Source organism: Actinobaculum suis (assembly GCF_900102025.1).
GTDB classification, from domain to species: domain Bacteria; phylum Actinomycetota; class Actinomycetes; order Actinomycetales; family Actinomycetaceae; genus Actinobaculum; species Actinobaculum suis.
The window spans coordinates 1-16,008 of record NZ_FNAU01000005.1 but is presented as its reverse complement, the minus strand read 5'-3'; the positions used below and the strand labels follow the sequence as shown (position 1 = coordinate 16,008).

Here is a 16,008-nt window from a genome sequence, read left to right as displayed (position 1 = left end):
TGAACTGGGGCCGGCGCTGAAGCCGAGGTGGGGCGTAGCGATGGTTTTATCCCAGGGTGTGCTCTGATTTATCTCGCGGCCCGCTAGCCCAAATACTGTTCTAATATTTCGGCGGCGGTGGCCCGCACATCCCGTCCACCCGAAATTGCGGCTACCGCACCGCCATCCACTAAAGCCATAATCACTGGCACTGGCGCCTCAATTTTCAGAAAGTCCAGCAAAGAAGCCACCGCTGTTTCTAGATCACCACGGCACTGAGCATATGCTTCGGCTACCTTCGGGTACTCAAAAGCTGCTAAAAGTTGCCGATAATGATTCGGTAAAACGCCAGAGTGCGGCAAACAGGCCCGCAAAATCAACTCGATTTTTGCGGTTAGTGCTTGGGGCGGATCAGTTTTCTCAACAAACTTCACGGCCTCCTCGGCAGCGCGTGCCCAAGCGAAAATATTGTACCGGCCGCCTTCGGAAAGAAGTTCATCAATGTTCTTGAAATAATGGGTGGTGGCTGAAAGTGAGCAACGGGCGCGGCTGGCAACTTTTCGGTGTGTTACAGCCTCGGGGCCTTCCTCCAGAATAATCTTTGCCGTAGCCTCAATTATCTCTTGGCGCCGTCTTTCACCCTTGGTCAAAGCAGTCGAATTATCCGACGCCGCGACTCCCCGCACCCTGTTCTCCTTAAATTTAGTGGAGGTATACTTTACCTCACGCCGGTACCCCCGGCACGATAGTAATAATATTTATACCGAAGTGGTATCTGCAAGGCAAAACGACCTAAAACCTTGTGTTTCAAGGTTTTTCCAAGGTTGAAGATACCTAAAGAAAAATAGTAGAAAGTAAGGTACGCGGAGTGCCGGTTTCGGTACCCACTCGGCCCACCAGCTTTCTGCGTACTTTGCTTTCAATTCGTTGTGGGCGCCCAATCCCCGCCCATCTACCGCTAATATCCCACCCGTTTCTTGCCGGTTTCCCGCCGGCTGCCTTCCATCCGGCTGCCGGCTTTTTCGCGCCGCCTGCCCTTCTGCCGCCTGCCCGGCTTTTTCCCGCCGGCTACCCGGCCGTTTCCTGCCAGCTACGGCGTCTTAAATAAGCGGATTTCCTATGGTGGCGACCATAACTGCCTTGATCGTGTGCATCCGGTTTTCGGCCTGATCGAACACGATCGAATCCGCAGATTCGAAGACGTCATTGGTTACTTCCATGGATTCCAGACCGTACTTTTGGTAAATCTCCTCGCCAATAGCAGTATTCCTATCGTGGAAGGCCGGTAGGCAGTGCAGGAATTTTGCGGGCTTTCCAGTAGCTGCCAACATTTCCCGATTTACCTGGTAGGGCTGCAAAAGCGAGATTCGTTCCTCCCACACTTCCTCCGGTTCACCCATGGATACCCACACGTCAGTGTAAACAAAATCACAACCAACGACGCCGTTGCGCGGATCGTCGCTTACTATCAGTTGTGCGCCGGTTTGGGTGGCAAGCGCCTGCGCTTGTGCCAATACTTGTGGTTCTGGCTGAAGTGAGGAGGGGGCTACTACCCGCATTTTCATGCCCAATAAGGCCGCACCCACAAGCAAAGAATGGGCCACATTGTTCCGAGCATCGCCCACATACGCGAAAGTTATATCGGCATAATCAGCCCTGCCCGCGTGTTCAAACATCGTGAGTTGATCGGCCAAAGTTTGGGTGGGATGCCACTCGTCGGTAAGCCCGTTCCACACTGGCACTCCCGCGAGCCGCGCCAGTTCTTCCACATCGGCTTGCCGGTGCCCGCGGAACTCAATCCCGTCATAAAAACGCCCCAGTACCCGCGCGGTATCGGCCACTGATTCTTTGTGGCCCAACTGTGAACCGGTTGGATCTAAATAAGTCACATTCGCGCCTTGATCGTAGGCCGCCACTTCAAAAGCGCAACGCGTGCGCGTGGAGGTCTTCTCAAAGAGCAAGGCAATGTTTTTACCCGCTAAGTGCGGCACCTCAGTGTCCGCCTTCTTATGTGCTTTGAGCTGAGCAGCCAGGTCTAGTAAATGCCGCCACTCTGCGCTCGTGAAATCAAGTTCCTTGAGGAATGAACGCCCCTTGAGGTTGACCATTTTCGTTTTTCCTTCCTGGTGGAATACCGCTTTCCGTAACGGGAAAGGCATTTCCGGAGGCAAACTGGGCGCGCCTGCCGTACCGTAATCTTACAAAATGAGCAAACTTTTATTTATGCACTCTGGCGGATATAGTACACGCATGTTCACCGTTAATCTTGCCGGTGCCACCGGTTATGCAGGGGGCGAGTTTCTGCGTTTAATCGCGTGTCATCCGCAATTTACGCCCGGGGTTCTCAGCGCGGGCTCCTCGCGTGGCAGCTTGCGTAAGTACCACCCGCATTTGCGTAGTTATGCAAAGTACGACGTCGTTGAAACTTCGGCGGCGCGGCTCGCAGAAGGTGATGTAGTCGTGCTTGCCCTCCCGCACGGAGCCTCCGGCCAATTGGCACAAGAAATCGCGGAAATCAACCCGGATGCAATTCTTGTTGATCTGGGCGCGGATCATCGTCTAGAAAGCGAACAGGCTTGGAATGCTTTTTATGGCGGTACCTACCGCTCGGCCTGGACGTATGGAATGCCGGAACTGCTACGCCGCGATAAAAGTGACGAGCTTCCCAACGCTGAGGCGCTTCCCACCGGGGGACCGCTATCCGCAAAGGAAGAGGGGACCTTTCCTGGGGGCGTCGTTTTTCCCTCACGAGGCGAGGATGCGTTTTCCACAAATAGTGGCGGTGAGGCAGCAAGCGCTACTGGAAGCGCCACCGCTGTAATAGCTGCGGCACGAGCACAGCGCGCTGCATTGGCTACTACGCGGCGGATTGCCGGGCCGGGCTGTAATGCTTCGGCAATGATTTTTGCTATCCAGCCGGCCTTGGCGGCCGGGCTTGTTTCCGGAGAAGACATGGTGGCAACCCTTGCCGTTGGTTATTCCGGGGCAGGAAAAAACCCGGCCCCACATTTGCTTGCCGCTGAAGCTCTGGAATCAGCTTCCGCATACAACATCGCCGGGCGCCACCGGCACATTCCTGAGATCCAGGAAAAACTGGGATATGTGGCCGCGCCAAAAACCACTTTTTCGCTTTCGATGACGCCGATTTTGGTGCCCATGGCCCGCGGGATTTTAGCCTGTGTCTCTTTGCCGGTGCGGCCCGGAACTACCGGCGAGCATGTACGCGATGCTTATCAAGCGGCGTATGCAGGCGAACCTTTTGTGCAGTGGAGTGAGGATTTGCCTACCACCGCGGCGGTATATGGAAGCAATACTGCCCTCGTGCATGCGGAGCTGGATCGTAGCGGGGAGCGGATGACGGTGATTTGCGCACTCGATAATCTCGTGAAAGGCACCGCAGGTGCTGCTATCCAAAGTTTGAATTTGGCGCTAGGGCTACCCGAAACCCTGGGCCTACCAGGAAATGGAGTAACGCCATGACGGTTACCACGCCACAAGGATTTCGCGCGGCCGGCATTGCCTGCGGGTTGCGCAAAAGCGGGGCGAAAGATCTGGCCCTAATCGTAAATGAAGGCCCGCAGTACACCGCGGCGGCCGTGACTACCGCGAACCGTTTTACGGCCGCACCGGTTGTGTATACGCGGGAAGTGGTGGCAAATGGTCAGGCCCGTGCCGTAGTTCTGAATGCGGTGAATGCGAATGCGTGCACCGGCCCGGCCGGGTATGCCGATACCGTGGCCACAGCGAAAAAAGTTGGCGAAACCCTAGACGTAGCGGCGAACGACGTCGTCGTTTGTTCTACCGGGCTAATCGGCAAACCCTTAGCTGTGGAAACAATACTGGCGGGTATAGAAACCGCGGCGAAGGAACTCGCATCTTCTCAAGAAGCCGGGCAAAACGCGGCGCAAGCGATTATGACCACTGATACGTACGCGAAAAACGCGGCGGTGCAAGGTGCCGGTTATAGCCTTGGCGGAATCGTGAAAGGTGCGGGGATGCTCGCCCCCGAAATGGCAACCATGCTTTGTGTTATTACTACGGATGCGGTGGTGGCCCCCGAACTTGCGCGAACCGCCTTGCAGGAAGCCGTGGGGAAGACGTTTAATCGCCTCGATTCGGACGGGTGTATGTCTACGAACGACACCGTGGTACTCCTAGCTTCGGGAGCGAGCGCGCACACTCCATCCGCCACGGATTTTACGGCGAACCTCACGGCCGTGTGCGCAGATCTTGCCGCGCAGTTGATTGACGACGCCGAAGGGGCGAGCCACGTGATTCGCGTGGAAGTGGCAGAAGCGGCCACGGAAGCGGGCGCGCTGGCAGTAGCGCGCGCGATTTCGCGGTCGAACCTAGTGAAAACGGCGATTTTTGGTAATGACGCAAATTGGGGCCGGGTTTTGGCGGCTGCCGGAACCGTACCTGCCGATATTGCGCCTTATGATCCGGCGGAAGTGGAGTTGTATATAAACGGGGTATGCCTGGCTCGGCAGGGGAGCGGTACCGGAAACAGCACGGATCTGAGCTCGCGGGAAACCCATATCCGCCTCGTTTTGAATGCGGGCTCGGCAACCGCAACGCTCCTTACAAATGATCTTACGCATGACTATGTGCACGAAAACTCTGCGTACAGCACGTAGCCAGAAACTCGCCTGCGGGGCAACTGCTGGGACCTCCTGGCGGGCGCACCTGTGCGAACGAGCTGGCTGACGCGCTCCTAAAGGCAAAGGGACCTCCTGGCGGGCGCACCTGTGCGGGGCACATGGGCACGCGCAATCCGGGCGCCCGGTAACGGCAAGCCCGTAAATACCACCCACTAACGATAGACGCGAAGGCAGTAAGCAATGGTCAATCCAGAAACAGAAACTGAAACAGCACTTGGCCCGGCGGCCAAAGACCACCCGGTTTCGGGTGAGCCAAACGGCGAAACCGCGTGGGCGCGGCGCAAAGCGAGCGTGCTCGTAGAAGCCTTGCCGTGGATGCGCCGGTTTGCAGGAGAAGTATTTGTGATCAAATATGGCGGAAATGCGATGGTTTCCGATCAGCTCCGCCAGGCCCTAGCGCACGACATTATTTTCCTGCATCATGTGGGGATTCGCGTGGTCGTGGTACATGGGGGCGGCCCGCAAATTAATGAAATGTTGCGCCGGCTTGGCATAGAACCGGAATTTCGGGGCGGGTTCCGGTATACAGACGCAGAAACCATGGATGTGGTGCGCATGGTCCTTACCGGGAAAGTGCAACGCGAATTGGTTTCACTCCTCAATGCGGACCATCCGTATTCGATTGGGCTTTCCGGGGAAGATGCGCAGCTATTTATGGCACGGCGTGCCCGTACCGATGGGGCTGGGAAGGCTGCTGATTTAGGGCACGTAGGAGAACTGGTAGGGGTGAATCCGGCCGCGATTGAAGGGGTATTAGAAAACGGGCGGATCGCCGTAGTTTCCTCGATTGGCGTGGACGTTGAATCCACTACGGAAGTGCTCAATATTAATGCGGACCTGGCGGCCGCAGATCTGGCGGCCGCGCTGGGAGCCCGCAAGCTCATTATGGTGACGGACGTGGAAGGCGTGTATCGCAACTGGCCGGATAAAAACTCGCTCATTACCAGTATGCGGGCAGGGGAGTTGCGGGAGCTTTTGCCGGCGCTGAGCTCGGGCATGATTCCGAAAATGGAAGCGGCCTTGCAAGCCCTTTCTGGGGGCGTGCCGGAAGTACACGTGATTGATGGGCGCCTGGAACACTCCATGCTCGTCGAAGTTTTCACCGACGAGGGTATTGGCACCGCAATTTATCCCGATGAGTAGTTTTTTATCCCGATGAGTAGTTTTTCCGGTGAAGAACTTAGCGGCTGTGGAAATAAGCTGCTGGGGATTCTCGCAGGCTGGGGGAAACTGGCCGCCGGGCAAAACTAGCCCCGGTTGGAAAACTAGCCCTCCGGGGAAAACTAGCCCCGGTTGGAAAACTAGCCCTCCGGGGAAACTAGAGACAACCAAAAAGAACAGCAAATGTAAAAGGCAAAAGACACGCGGTAAAAGTTACGAGGCAAAGGCACGAGCCAAAGGTACGAGGCAAAGGTACGAAGCAATGAAGAGTTATCAGGAACGCTATGAGGCCGTGATGATGCGGACTTTCCCTACTCCGGCGCGGCAATTGGTGCGCGGGGAAGGGGTGTACGTTTGGGATAGCGAAGGGCGGCGCTATCTGGACTTACTGGCAGGGATTGCGGTTAATTCCACGGGGCATAGTCATCCGCAGGTGGTAGCGGCTTTGCGCGAGCAGCTAGGACAGCTTGTACACACTTCGAATTTCTTTGCTACCGCCCCGCAACTCGCCCTGGCCGAAAAGTTGGCGGAAATTATTGCGGAGGCCGGATATACACAGCCGGCCCGCGTGTTTTTTACCAACTCCGGTACGGAAGCTAATGAGGCGGCCCTGAAAATTGCCCGCGCCCATAAGCCCGGCGGGAAAATCTTGGGGCTAGAAGGCTCTTTCCACGGCCGTACTTTCGGGGCCCTTTCGGTTACCTCGAAAGCTTCGTTGCGTGAGCCTTTCGCGCCGCTAGTGGGACAAACAGGCTTGGTTCCGGCAACCGTTGCCGGTATCGAAAGCGGGGTTGACGAATCCGTGGCCGCGCTTTTTGTAGAGCCGATTCAAGGGGAAGCGGGTGTGGTACCGCTCGCTCCGGAAGTTTTGCAGGCGGCCCGCCAGGCATGCGACCGCCACAACGCCCTCCTCATTATTGACGAAGTTCAAACCGGGGTGGGGCGCACCGGCAGCTGGTTAGCCTCGAGTGAAACGGTACGGGGCGACGTCGTCACCCTTGCCAAAGGGCTAGGTTCGGGCGTTCCTGTGGGAGCTTGCATCGGTATTGGCAAGGCCGGGGAATTATTAGGCCCGGGCGATCACGGCTCTACCTTCGGTGGCAATCCGCTGGCTACGCGAGCAGCGCTTGCCACCCTGGAAGTAATCTCGGGCTATCTGCAATCCGGGCACGTGCAGGCCACCGGCACTTGGCTGCAAGAAGAACTAAGCGCGGCCGGATATGCGGTGCGAGGTAAAGGGCTGTTACTGGGCATCGCGGTAGAAGATGCGCCGGCACTTGCCGCCGAACTGCTCGAAGCGGGCTTTATCGTCAACCCCGCCAATGCAAACACTTTGCGCATAGCGCCGCCGTTGGGCATCACCCGCGCGGAATTGGCTCCTTTCACGGAGTTTATGCGCGAGAAAGCAGCGCTTAGAGGATAACGCCCGAAGCCTCAGCGTTACCGTCAGAGGCTGTGGGCATAACCAGCGCATGGTGCGAGGAGAAACACAGCCTTACAGCGCTCTTTGTATTAGATCGCGTGTATAGTTATGCATGTCTAAAACGGCATGTTTCGTAGTGAAGTGAATAGGCGGTGACAGTATGAACATTCCGGCTACCCGCGCAGCGCGGCAAGGCCTTATTTCGGATTTTTTGGATTCGCATCAGGTGCGTTCCCAAAACGATTTGCGGCAGTTGCTCGCAGCGGAAGGTGTAGACGTCACGCAGGCCACGCTTTCGCGCGACCTCGATGAACTCGGCGCGGTGAAAACCAAAGTCGATGGAGTGAGCGTGTACAAGATTCCGGATTCCCCGGATTCGGAGGCGCGCGGTCAACTTGCTCGCTGGGCACGGGAAATTATGACGAGTGCCCGCTATTCACTAAACCAAATAGTGCTTCGCACCCCGCCGGGAGCGGCACAATTGCTAGCTTCCGGGGTAGACCGGGCGCATTTCCCCGGCGTGTTGGGATGCATAGCGGGGGATGACACTGTGCTCGTGGTTACCGAATCGGAAGAGCGGGCACAAAACCTTACGGAACATCTGCTCAATCTGGCCTAGGCAGTGCAGTTGGCTTAGGTGGCCAGGTATGAAAACAGACCCGCCGGTAAGACTTGGGCGGGCCAAGTTCGCCGGCAAACGAAGTAAATCCCTTGGCAAAACGAAGCAAGCCTGTTGGTAAGGCGGAGGTAATTCCGCCGGCAAAACGAAGAGAAGTATCGCGCGTAGCGCGGGAGGAGAGAAATGGCTAAAGATCGGGTGGTGCTCGCTTATTCAGGTGGGCTCGATACCTCGGTAGCAATCGGCTGGATCGGAGAACAAACCGGAGCGGAAGTTATCACCGTTGCGGTGGATGTGGGGCAGGGAGGCGAAGACCTCGAAACTATTCGCCAGCGAGCCCTGGACTGCGGTGCGGTAGAAGCTTATGTGGCAGACGCGAAAGACGAGTTCGCGAATGAATACTGCATGCCGGAACTGAAGGCGAACGGCCTGTACATGGATCGCTACCCGCTGGTTTCCGCGATTTCGCGCCCGGTGATCGTGAAGCACTTGGTATCGGCTGCCCGCCAGTTCGGTGCCACCACGGTGGCCCACGGTTGTACCGGCAAGGGGAACGACCAAGTCCGTTTCGAAAACGGCATTACCTCTTTGGCGCCCGATCTAAAGTGTCTTTCTCCGGTGCGCGACCTCGCCCTCACGCGCGAATTTGCGATCGATTACGCCAATAAGCATGATTTGCCGATCGAAACGACGCATCATAATCCGTTCTCGGTCGACCAAAATGTGTGGGGCCGCGCCGTCGAAACCGGTTACTTGGAAGACCTGTGGAACGCGCCTACGAAGGATGTTTACGTATACACCGATGATCCCACGTATTCGCCGGTTCCAGATGAAGTAATCATTACTTTCGAACAGGGCATCCCGGTGCAAATTGACGGCCGTTACGTTACGCCTTTGCAAGCTATCCAAGAGCTCAACCGACGTGCCGGGGCGCAGGGGATCGGCCGCATCGACGTCGTCGAAGACCGCATGGTGGGGATTAAGAGCCGTGAGATTTACGAAGCTCCCGGCGCCATGACCCTGATTGAAGCGCACAAGGACCTCGAAAACGTAACGATGGATCGCGAACAGGCGCGTTTCAAGCGGCGCGTATCTGAACGCTGGGCGGAACTGGTGTATGAAGGTCAGTGGTTCAGCCCGCTCAAGCGTTCCCTCGATGCGTTTATTGATGATACGCAGCAGTATGTTTCCGGTGATGTGCGCATGGTTTTGCATGGTGGGCGGGCGACGCCGAACGGCCGGCGCTCCGAAACTTCGCTCTACGATTTCAACCTTGCCACGTATGACGCCGGCGACTCCTTCGATCAGTCCCTCTCGCGGGGCTTCATCGAACTAACCGGGCTTCCCAGCCAGCTCGCAGCAGCCCGGGACGTCAAGTTCGGCCGCGGCGAAGCCATCGGCAAGTCCGCTCTCAACTAAGCAAACAAGCGGCCAGCTAGCTTGCGGTAATCGACGATTATCGAGCAAGTATGTGGCCAAAGAGTTTGCGGTACAAGTGCGGCTAGCTAGTTTGCGATTAATAGGCCAGTGCTGCGGTTAACCGCGCCAGTGCTGCGGTTAGCCGCAGCACTGTGCTCCCGGCAATTCACAGCCGTGCTCGCCGCTATGCTGTGCTCGCAGCTATTCGCAGCTATACAGCTATAGCTATGTTGCCGTTATACAGCTAGAAAGTGACTAGGGCCGGGCGGGAAACACGATTCGTGTGTTTCCCGCCCGGCCCTTGGCATGTCTGCCTCGTCTTTTATATGTAGCTAGCGAAAAGTGCCTTACTCGCCGCGCATTTTAGCCACGCGTTTTAGTGCCGCGTCCGCGTTCTTAGTGACCGCGTTCTTAGTGACCGCGTTCTTAGTGACGGCGTCTTATTCGCCGCACCTTAATAGTTGCGGTTTTAGTCGCCGCGGTCGGCGGGCGCGGGCTGCAGCGGGCGACGCTGGAAGATAAAGGCAAGAATTAGCGAGCATGCAACGATCACGCAGATCGTACCGATAGAACCGGCATAACCAATCGCCCAGTCATGTAGCGAAGCATTATCTTGATCGCTGACGAAAGTGAACAGAATCGCCGTGATCATCGCATTACCGATTGCGGTGGTAATACGCTGCGCGGTTTGCTGAATACCACCAGCGGTACCGCCGTGTGCCCGGGGCACATCAGACATGGTAACCGTCTGGTTGACGGAGCCCATAATGCCCTGCCCGATACCGAAGAACCCGATCGGAACCATGATCCACCATGGGTTCCAGCCGGCGGTCAAAACACCCCAGGCAACCCCGATCGAGGCCAGCAGCGAAACAAACATAATGAGCAAAGCATCCGTCTGCAAACGCCGGCCGTGTGTTACTGCCCGCTTGCCAGACCATACTGCGAAATATGCAGACAGTAGCGCATTGGGCAAGCCAATCAAACCTGCCATTAGCGCGGAAAAGCCCAAACCTTGCTGGAAGACCAAAGCCAAAACTACGAAAACAGAGGTAGTACCCAGGAATTGGATACCGGCAATAGCCACCCCGTAGGAGAAAGATTCGATCGTGAAGAGCCTGAGGTTAACCATGGGAATCCCGCCCCGCTTGGGGTAGTAGCCTTCCCACCAAACCCAGACGGCCATGAGCACCACCGCGCCGAGCAACATGAACCAACGCCAGCTGTAGTCCGTCATGAAAGGCAACATGATGCCCAGCACGGATACCGTTAGCAAAAGCATGCCGATCGGGTCCAAATCGATCCGGTCGCCACGCTTGCGGGCCGGTTTACGCCCGCGGGCGCGCTGCTTGGCCCGATACTCGCGGTTCGCTGCGGAAGCAGACGGACCAATTGTGCGCCGTTCCTTCGAGAAAGGTAGCCAGAAGAAACCGAGGACGATACCCAGCAGGCCGAGCGGCACGTTGAAGAAGAAGCTCCAACGCCAGCCAGCATTACCGAGGAATTGCACAAGGCTGCCGGAAATAAGCGGACCAACGGCCACGGACGCGGAAATAGCCAAGCCCATATAGGAGAAAGCCTTGGCCCGGGCGTGCCCGGAGAAGAACTGTTGGATCAAGCCGGTTACCTGCGGTGAAAAGACGCCAGCTCCCAATCCTTGTAGTGCTCGCGCCAGATTCAAGATGGTCGGCGTCGTCGCGCTTCCACACAAAACACAACCGAGCGTGAAAATCGCTACCCCGATCATCCAGGTCATTGAGCGGCCGAAAATATCACCCAGCCGCCCGGCCGGGACCAAAGCTAAACCAAAGAGAAGCGCATACCCCGAAAGCACCCACTGCAGGTCCGAACGTTCTGCATGCAAGTCCAAAGTAATAACAGGCAAAAGATTATTTACTGAACTGACCTGAATAAGTGAGATAACAAGTGAGACCAGAAGAACCAGCAGAAGCTTATTGCGGTCGTACTCGCGATCGGATCCGGGGACCCTAAAAAACCGTGTATTTCCGTTATTTTCCATTAAACCCTTATATGAAAGACGATGAGTCCGATACGGACTTGCCGAATGAGACCTGCCGCACGCAGTAAATACGTAGCAAATACGCGGCAGGTGGCTTCGCAACTCCAGTACCGGAGATTTTCCCGGAACGGAACGCGAGGGGCTATACAAACCCGGTGAATACTCACCGTTTCTAGCCCGCGGGCGCCGGAACCAGGATGCATGGAGGCCCACCTGCCGCATAAAAAATAGCCCGCGGTATCCGCGAGCTGGGATGCAGCTGGAGGGATGCTCCATTGCACTTGCACTCTATCAGGCTTCAAGAAAAAGGAAGGCTAAGCAAAATGCTTTTCGCGTCACAGAACCTGAGGTCTGCGATTTTTGCAGAAGTGTCCGCACTGTGGACAAGCGGGGTGCAAGTGTGGGCAAGTGGGGTGCAAGAAGGAGCAGCGCCGAGCCTTCCAGAAACGTGAGAGAATTTGACCATGGAAATGAATAGCACAATTGAAACGCAACTTGACCATCGGACAATTCGGAAATTCACGGCGGAACCGATCTCGGCGGAAACCCTTGCTGCCTTGCAGGCCGCGGTTAACCGCACGCCGAGTTCACAAGGTTTGCAGCATTCTTCGATGATTCGGGTAACCGATAAGGAAATTGCCGCGCAGATCGCGCAGGTGTGCACGCAAGATTATGTGGCGCAGGCTCCCGAACTGTGGATTTTCATTGTTGATACGCGCCGCGCCCGGCGTATCTCCCAAGAAAATGGGGTGAGCGGCATGGCCGCCTCTTCCTACGATGCGTTTACGGCAGCTTTCACCGATGCGTGCCTGATGGCACAAAACTTGGTGGTAGCGGCGGAAAGTTTAGGTCTGGGAACTTGCTTCCTTGGTTCGATTCAAAATGACACGCGCCGGCTGATCGAAATTTTGGGACTGCCCAAGCTCACTTATCCGGTGCTCGGCGTGATCTTTGGGCATCCGGCTGAAGAACCGGAGGTAAAGCCGCGAATGGCCGCGGAATTACGGATGATGGAAAACCAGTATACGGAACCAGAATCTTGGACGCAGGCGCTGGCCGCGTATGATGAACAAATTAAAGACTGGGTGGATACCCGCTACGGTAAAAAAGTGGGACCGTTCACGGAAACGGTTGCTTCTCGAATGGAGCATATTGCCGCTCGCCGGGCTGAAAACGCGCAGATCATCCTGGAGCAAGGTTTCGAGTTCCTGCCTGCGGGGAATTAGTGGGTTTTGCCCGCGGGGAAGTAGCGAGTTTCTGCTCGCGGGGATTTAGCGTGCTTCTGACGATTCGCGCCGTTCTGCACGGGCGTACATTCGCTCACTTGGCCCGTACGTAGCTCGCGCTGAACCCACGCGCGCCGTTCACGAGGAGAGCCGAAGGCGGGCCGCGTAGCGTTTTCCTATTACCATGGGCGCATGTCGAAAAATACCGAACACATCGCGCTCTGGGGTGGCAGGTTCGCTGGCGGGCCAGCTGAAGCCCTCGCGGAGCTTTCCCGTTCTACCCATTTTGATTGGCGGCTAGCCCCGTATGACCTAGCTGGATCACGCGCACACGCCCGCGGTTTAGCAAAAGCCGGGCTGCTCACGGAAGAGGAACTAGGCGAAATGCTCCGGGCTCTGGAGGAGCTCGAATGGGCGGTGGAATCGGGCGAGTTCCGGCCTCGCCCGGATGATGAAGACGTACATACAGCTTTGGAACGTGGCCTGCTGGAATATGCGGGTCCCGAACTTGGTGGCAAGCTGCGCGCAGGGCGGTCTCGCAACGATCAGATCGCCACCGAAATCCGCATGTATTTGCGCGATGAAGCACGGATCTTGGGCGGCAAACTCCTCGACGTAGTAGAAGCGCTAATTGCGCAGGCACGGGCAGCTGGAGATGCGATTATGCCGGGCCGCACTCATATGCAGCACGCCCAGCCGGTGCTCGTAGCCCACCAGTTGCTTGCCCATGCGTGGCCGTTCTTGCGGGATCTGGAGCGCTTGCAAGATTGGGACCGGCGCGCTGCCTATTCGCCATACGGGGCCGGTGCCTTAGCGGGAAATACGCTTGGCTTACATCCCGAACAAGTAGCTGCCGACCTCGGTTTTTCTGCCGTTACCCACAATTCGATTGACGGTACTTCGGCGCGCGATGTAGTTGCGGAGTTTTCCTACGTCATGGCACAGATCGGCATCGACCTTTCGCGCATCTCTGAAGAAATCATTATTTGGAACACCCAGGAATTTGGTTACGTCACGCTCGACGACGCCTACTCCACCGGTTCTTCCATCATGCCGCAAAAGAAAAACCCCGATATTGCGGAACTCGCGCGCGGCAAGGCCGGCCGGCTCATTGGCGACCACACCGGTTTGCTTGCCACCTTGAAGGGCTTGCCCTTGGCCTATGCCCGGGATTTGCAGGAAGATAAAGAACCCGTATTTGACCAGATTGACCAGCTCGATGTGCTGCTCCCGGCCGTCAGCGGCATGATCTCCACCATGCGTTTCGATTATGAGCGCATGGAATACTTGGCGCCGCGCGGCTTCTCTCTCGCCACGGACATCGCCGAATGGCTCGTCCGCCAGGGGGTGGCTTTCCGCGACGCCCATGAGATTTCCGGGCAGTGCGTGCGCCGGTGTGAAGAACGCGGCATTGAACTGTGGGATCTTACGGATAATGAGCTCGCAGAAATCGACTCGCGGCTCACACCCGAAGTACGTGAAGTGCTGAGCGCGCGCGGTTCGGTAGAAGCTCGCAATGGTATTGGTGGTACCGCGCCTGTCCGCGTGGCCGAGCAACTCAGCGAAGCAGGAAATGCGCTGGCAGCGGCACGTAAATTCACGGATTCGCGCGTGGAAATGCGTTAGGCAAGCACCGGGGATCCGGGGTACGACGGCGTCGCCACCGGTATGCGGCGTGAAAGTGTGATTTCTGGTGCGGAGAGCCGGCAGGGAACTGAACCGGCAGGCAAAGCAGGGAACTGAGCGGGCACTGCACCGCGAAACGGTTGCGAAATGGTTTTGCCTTAGCGGGCAGAAACAGGCAAGATTTCTTTAGTGGGTACGTGTTGGGCGGCCCGCAAAATAGGTGAAAGGACAAATAGTGACGGACGTTCTGGACGAACTTGAGTGGCGCGGACTGATCGCGCAACATACCGATCTGGAGGCGCTACGCGCGCACCTGGCGGCGGGTCCAGTTACCTATTATTGCGGTTTCGATCCCACCGCTCCTTCTTTGCATCACGGGCATCTCGTAGCAATTAAGGTAATGCGGCACTTGCAACTTGCCGGCCATAAACCGATTGCTTTGGTTGGGGGAGCAACCGGGCTAATTGGTGACCCGCGGCCCACTTCGGAGCGGCAGCTCAATGCGCGCGAAACCGTGGCGCAATGGGCGGAAGCGTTGCGCAACCAGATCAGCGGTTTGCTTGTTTTTGAGGGCGAAAATGCCGCGCGGATCGTCAATAACTACGAGTGGACGAAAGATATCTCCGCCATCGATTTCCTGCGCGATATCGGAAAATATTTCCGCCTAGGAACCATGCTCAATAAAGATATTGTGGCGCGGCGCTTGGAATCTGAAGAAGGTATTTCCTACACGGAATTCTCCTACCAAATTTTGCAAGCCTACGATTTCCTCGAACTGTATCGGCGTTACGGATGCACGTTGGAGCTGGGCGGAAACGACCAGTGGGGCAACTTGGTGGGCGGGCTTGACCTCATTCGCCGGGTCGAAGGAAAAGAAGTGCACGTGATGACGAACCCGCTCATCACCAAGGCAGACGGCACCAAGTTCGGTAAATCCGAAGGTGGCGCAATCTGGCTTAATCCCGAGATGATGTCTCCCTACGCCTTCTACCAGTTCTGGCTCAACACCGCTGATGAAGACGCCGTCCGTATGCTCAAAGTCTTTACTTTCCGTACTCGGGAAGAAATCGAAGAGCTTGCCAAACAGGTTTCGGAACGCCCCCAGGCACGCGAGGCGCAGCGGCTGCTTGCCCGTGACGTAACCACCTGGGTGCATGGTGCGCAGGCGACCGCGCGGGTAGAAGCAGCTTCCCGCGCACTTTTCGGAAGCGATGAGCTTTTCGATCTGGACGCTGCCACCCTGCACGACGCCGTCGCCGAGCTTCCGGCAGCCGATGTCGAGGTAGGCCAGCCCGTCGTAGAACTCTTTGCCGCTACCGGCCAAGAAAGGGGGACGGGCGCGGCACGCCGCACCATTCGCTCCGGCGGCCTGTACATCAACAACCAGAAAGTAGAAGACGAAAACGCCGTACTCAGTGCCGAGCAAGTACTCGATGGCGGATATGTACTTTTGCGCAAGGGCAAGAAGAACTTGGCAGTTGGTGTGCTGGACGGTATTGCGCGCGAATAGACACCATGTTTGTTTGAGCGCGCCCGCGAGCAAGCGCGAACCCTGTACGAGTCCGATAAACGCCTACGAAACAGGCAAACGAAACAGGCAAACCTCGTAAGAAGGGCCTGATCTCGTAAAAGCGGCGAGCGTTTCAACAAGCGGTCAAACCTCAGAAAACAGTGAGCCTCGCAAGAGAGTGGCCAAACCAGTAAGAAGCAAATAAATAGCTCCCAAGTAGCCCCGCAAGTCACGCTGACTTGCGGGGCTACTTGTTGTTTTTGGTTTGGGTTTTTGTTGTGTTGGTGGGGTTTTGTGGGTGTGTGTTTGGTGTCACTGGGGTTTTGGTTTGTGTTTTTGGGGTGGGGTGGGTATTGTTTTCTGC

Annotated in this window: 12 protein-coding genes; 9 read left to right on the top strand and 3 right to left on the bottom strand. The window is 56.7% G+C overall.

Features of this window, described 5'->3' with window-relative positions; all coding sequences use genetic code 11:
* Nucleotides 1-83: 83 nt before the first annotated feature.
* The gene (locus BLT47_RS03720) at nt 84-665 is read right to left on the bottom strand and encodes a TetR/AcrR family transcriptional regulator (RefSeq protein ID WP_049619779.1); all 582 of its coding nucleotides are present in this window, start codon (nt 663-665) and stop codon (nt 84-86) included.
* Between the two features lie 414 nt (nt 666-1,079).
* On the bottom strand, nt 1,080-2,087 hold the full coding sequence (gene argF / locus BLT47_RS03715) for an ornithine carbamoyltransferase (protein ID WP_074661792.1): 1,008 nt from the start codon (nt 2,085-2,087) through the stop codon (nt 1,080-1,082).
* A gap of 142 nt (nt 2,088-2,229) precedes the next feature.
* On the opposite strand from argF, the gene BLT47_RS03710 reads away from it, so the two are divergent.
* From BLT47_RS03710 to BLT47_RS03685, 6 genes are all read left to right on the top strand, one after another.
* Nucleotides 2,230-3,459 carry an Asd/ArgC dimerization domain-containing protein gene (locus tag BLT47_RS03710; protein ID WP_074661788.1) on the top strand — a complete coding sequence of 410 codons (1,230 nt, stop codon included), beginning with the start codon at nt 2,230-2,232 and terminating at the stop codon, nt 3,457-3,459.
* On the top strand, nt 3,456-4,616 hold the full coding sequence (gene argJ / locus BLT47_RS03705) for a bifunctional glutamate N-acetyltransferase/amino-acid acetyltransferase ArgJ (protein ID WP_074661783.1): 1,161 nt from the start codon (nt 3,456-3,458) through the stop codon (nt 4,614-4,616). Before BLT47_RS03710 ends, argJ begins: the two co-directional genes overlap by 4 nt.
* Nucleotides 4,617-4,955: 339 nt before the next feature.
* Nucleotides 4,956-5,783: an acetylglutamate kinase gene (gene argB / locus BLT47_RS03700; RefSeq protein WP_256332519.1), complete on the top strand. Its 828-nt coding sequence runs from the start codon at nt 4,956-4,958 to the stop codon at nt 5,781-5,783.
* A gap of 280 nt (nt 5,784-6,063) precedes the next feature.
* Nucleotides 6,064-7,224 carry an acetylornithine transaminase gene (locus BLT47_RS03695; protein WP_074661778.1) on the top strand — a complete coding sequence of 387 codons (1,161 nt, stop codon included), beginning with the start codon at nt 6,064-6,066 and terminating at the stop codon, nt 7,222-7,224.
* 160 nt (nt 7,225-7,384) lie between these two features.
* Nucleotides 7,385-7,843 carry an arginine repressor gene (gene argR / locus BLT47_RS03690; RefSeq protein WP_049619784.1) on the top strand — a complete coding sequence of 153 codons (459 nt, stop codon included), beginning with the start codon at nt 7,385-7,387 and terminating at the stop codon, nt 7,841-7,843.
* 183 nt (nt 7,844-8,026) lie between these two features.
* On the top strand, nt 8,027-9,262 hold the full coding sequence (locus BLT47_RS03685) for an argininosuccinate synthase (RefSeq protein ID WP_074661773.1): 1,236 nt from the start codon (nt 8,027-8,029) through the stop codon (nt 9,260-9,262).
* 469 nt (nt 9,263-9,731) lie between these two features.
* Here the strand turns inward: BLT47_RS03685 and BLT47_RS03680 are convergent, their stop codons facing one another.
* Entirely contained in the window at nt 9,732-11,282 is a 1,551-nt protein-coding gene (locus BLT47_RS03680) for an MFS transporter (RefSeq protein ID WP_074661769.1), read from the bottom strand.
* Between the two features lie 470 nt (nt 11,283-11,752).
* Between BLT47_RS03680 and BLT47_RS03675 the strand changes: the two genes are divergently transcribed.
* The 3 genes from BLT47_RS03675 (at nt 11,753) to tyrS (ending at nt 15,644) form a co-directional block, all read left to right on the top strand.
* A complete protein-coding gene (locus BLT47_RS03675; RefSeq protein ID WP_065415115.1) occupies nt 11,753-12,508 on the top strand; it encodes a nitroreductase family protein in 756 nt (251 codons plus the stop codon).
* A gap of 192 nt (nt 12,509-12,700) precedes the next feature.
* Complete coding sequence (gene argH / locus BLT47_RS03670; RefSeq protein ID WP_074661766.1) at nt 12,701-14,134, top strand: argininosuccinate lyase; 1,434 nt, start codon at nt 12,701-12,703, stop codon at nt 14,132-14,134.
* A 235-nt stretch (nt 14,135-14,369) separates the two neighbouring features.
* A complete protein-coding gene (gene tyrS / locus BLT47_RS03665; protein WP_074661762.1) occupies nt 14,370-15,644 on the top strand; it encodes a tyrosine--tRNA ligase in 1,275 nt (424 codons plus the stop codon).
* Nucleotides 15,645-16,008 lie beyond the last annotated feature (364 nt).

Bases quoted from the DNA above. Each gene is read 5' to 3' on its own strand.
- argJ (WP_074661783.1), top strand. From the start codon at position 3,456: ATGACGGTTACCACGCCACAAGGATTTCGCGCGGCCGGCATTGCCTGC.
- argB (WP_256332519.1), top strand. From the start codon at position 4,956: ATGCGCCGGTTTGCAGGAGAAGTATTTGTGATCAAATATGGCGGAAAT.
- argF (WP_074661792.1), bottom strand. From the start codon at position 2,087: ATGGTCAACCTCAAGGGGCGTTCATTCCTCAAGGAACTTGATTTCACG.
- argR (WP_049619784.1), top strand. From the start codon at position 7,385: ATGAACATTCCGGCTACCCGCGCAGCGCGGCAAGGCCTTATTTCGGAT.
- BLT47_RS03695 (WP_074661778.1), top strand. From the start codon at position 6,064: ATGAAGAGTTATCAGGAACGCTATGAGGCCGTGATGATGCGGACTTTC.
- BLT47_RS03710 (WP_074661788.1), top strand. From the start codon at position 2,230: ATGTTCACCGTTAATCTTGCCGGTGCCACCGGTTATGCAGGGGGCGAG.
- argH (WP_074661766.1), top strand. From the start codon at position 12,701: ATGTCGAAAAATACCGAACACATCGCGCTCTGGGGTGGCAGGTTCGCT.
- BLT47_RS03675 (WP_065415115.1), top strand. From the start codon at position 11,753: ATGAATAGCACAATTGAAACGCAACTTGACCATCGGACAATTCGGAAA.
- BLT47_RS03685 (WP_074661773.1), top strand. From the start codon at position 8,027: ATGGCTAAAGATCGGGTGGTGCTCGCTTATTCAGGTGGGCTCGATACC.
- BLT47_RS03680 (WP_074661769.1), bottom strand. From the start codon at position 11,282: ATGGAAAATAACGGAAATACACGGTTTTTTAGGGTCCCCGGATCCGAT.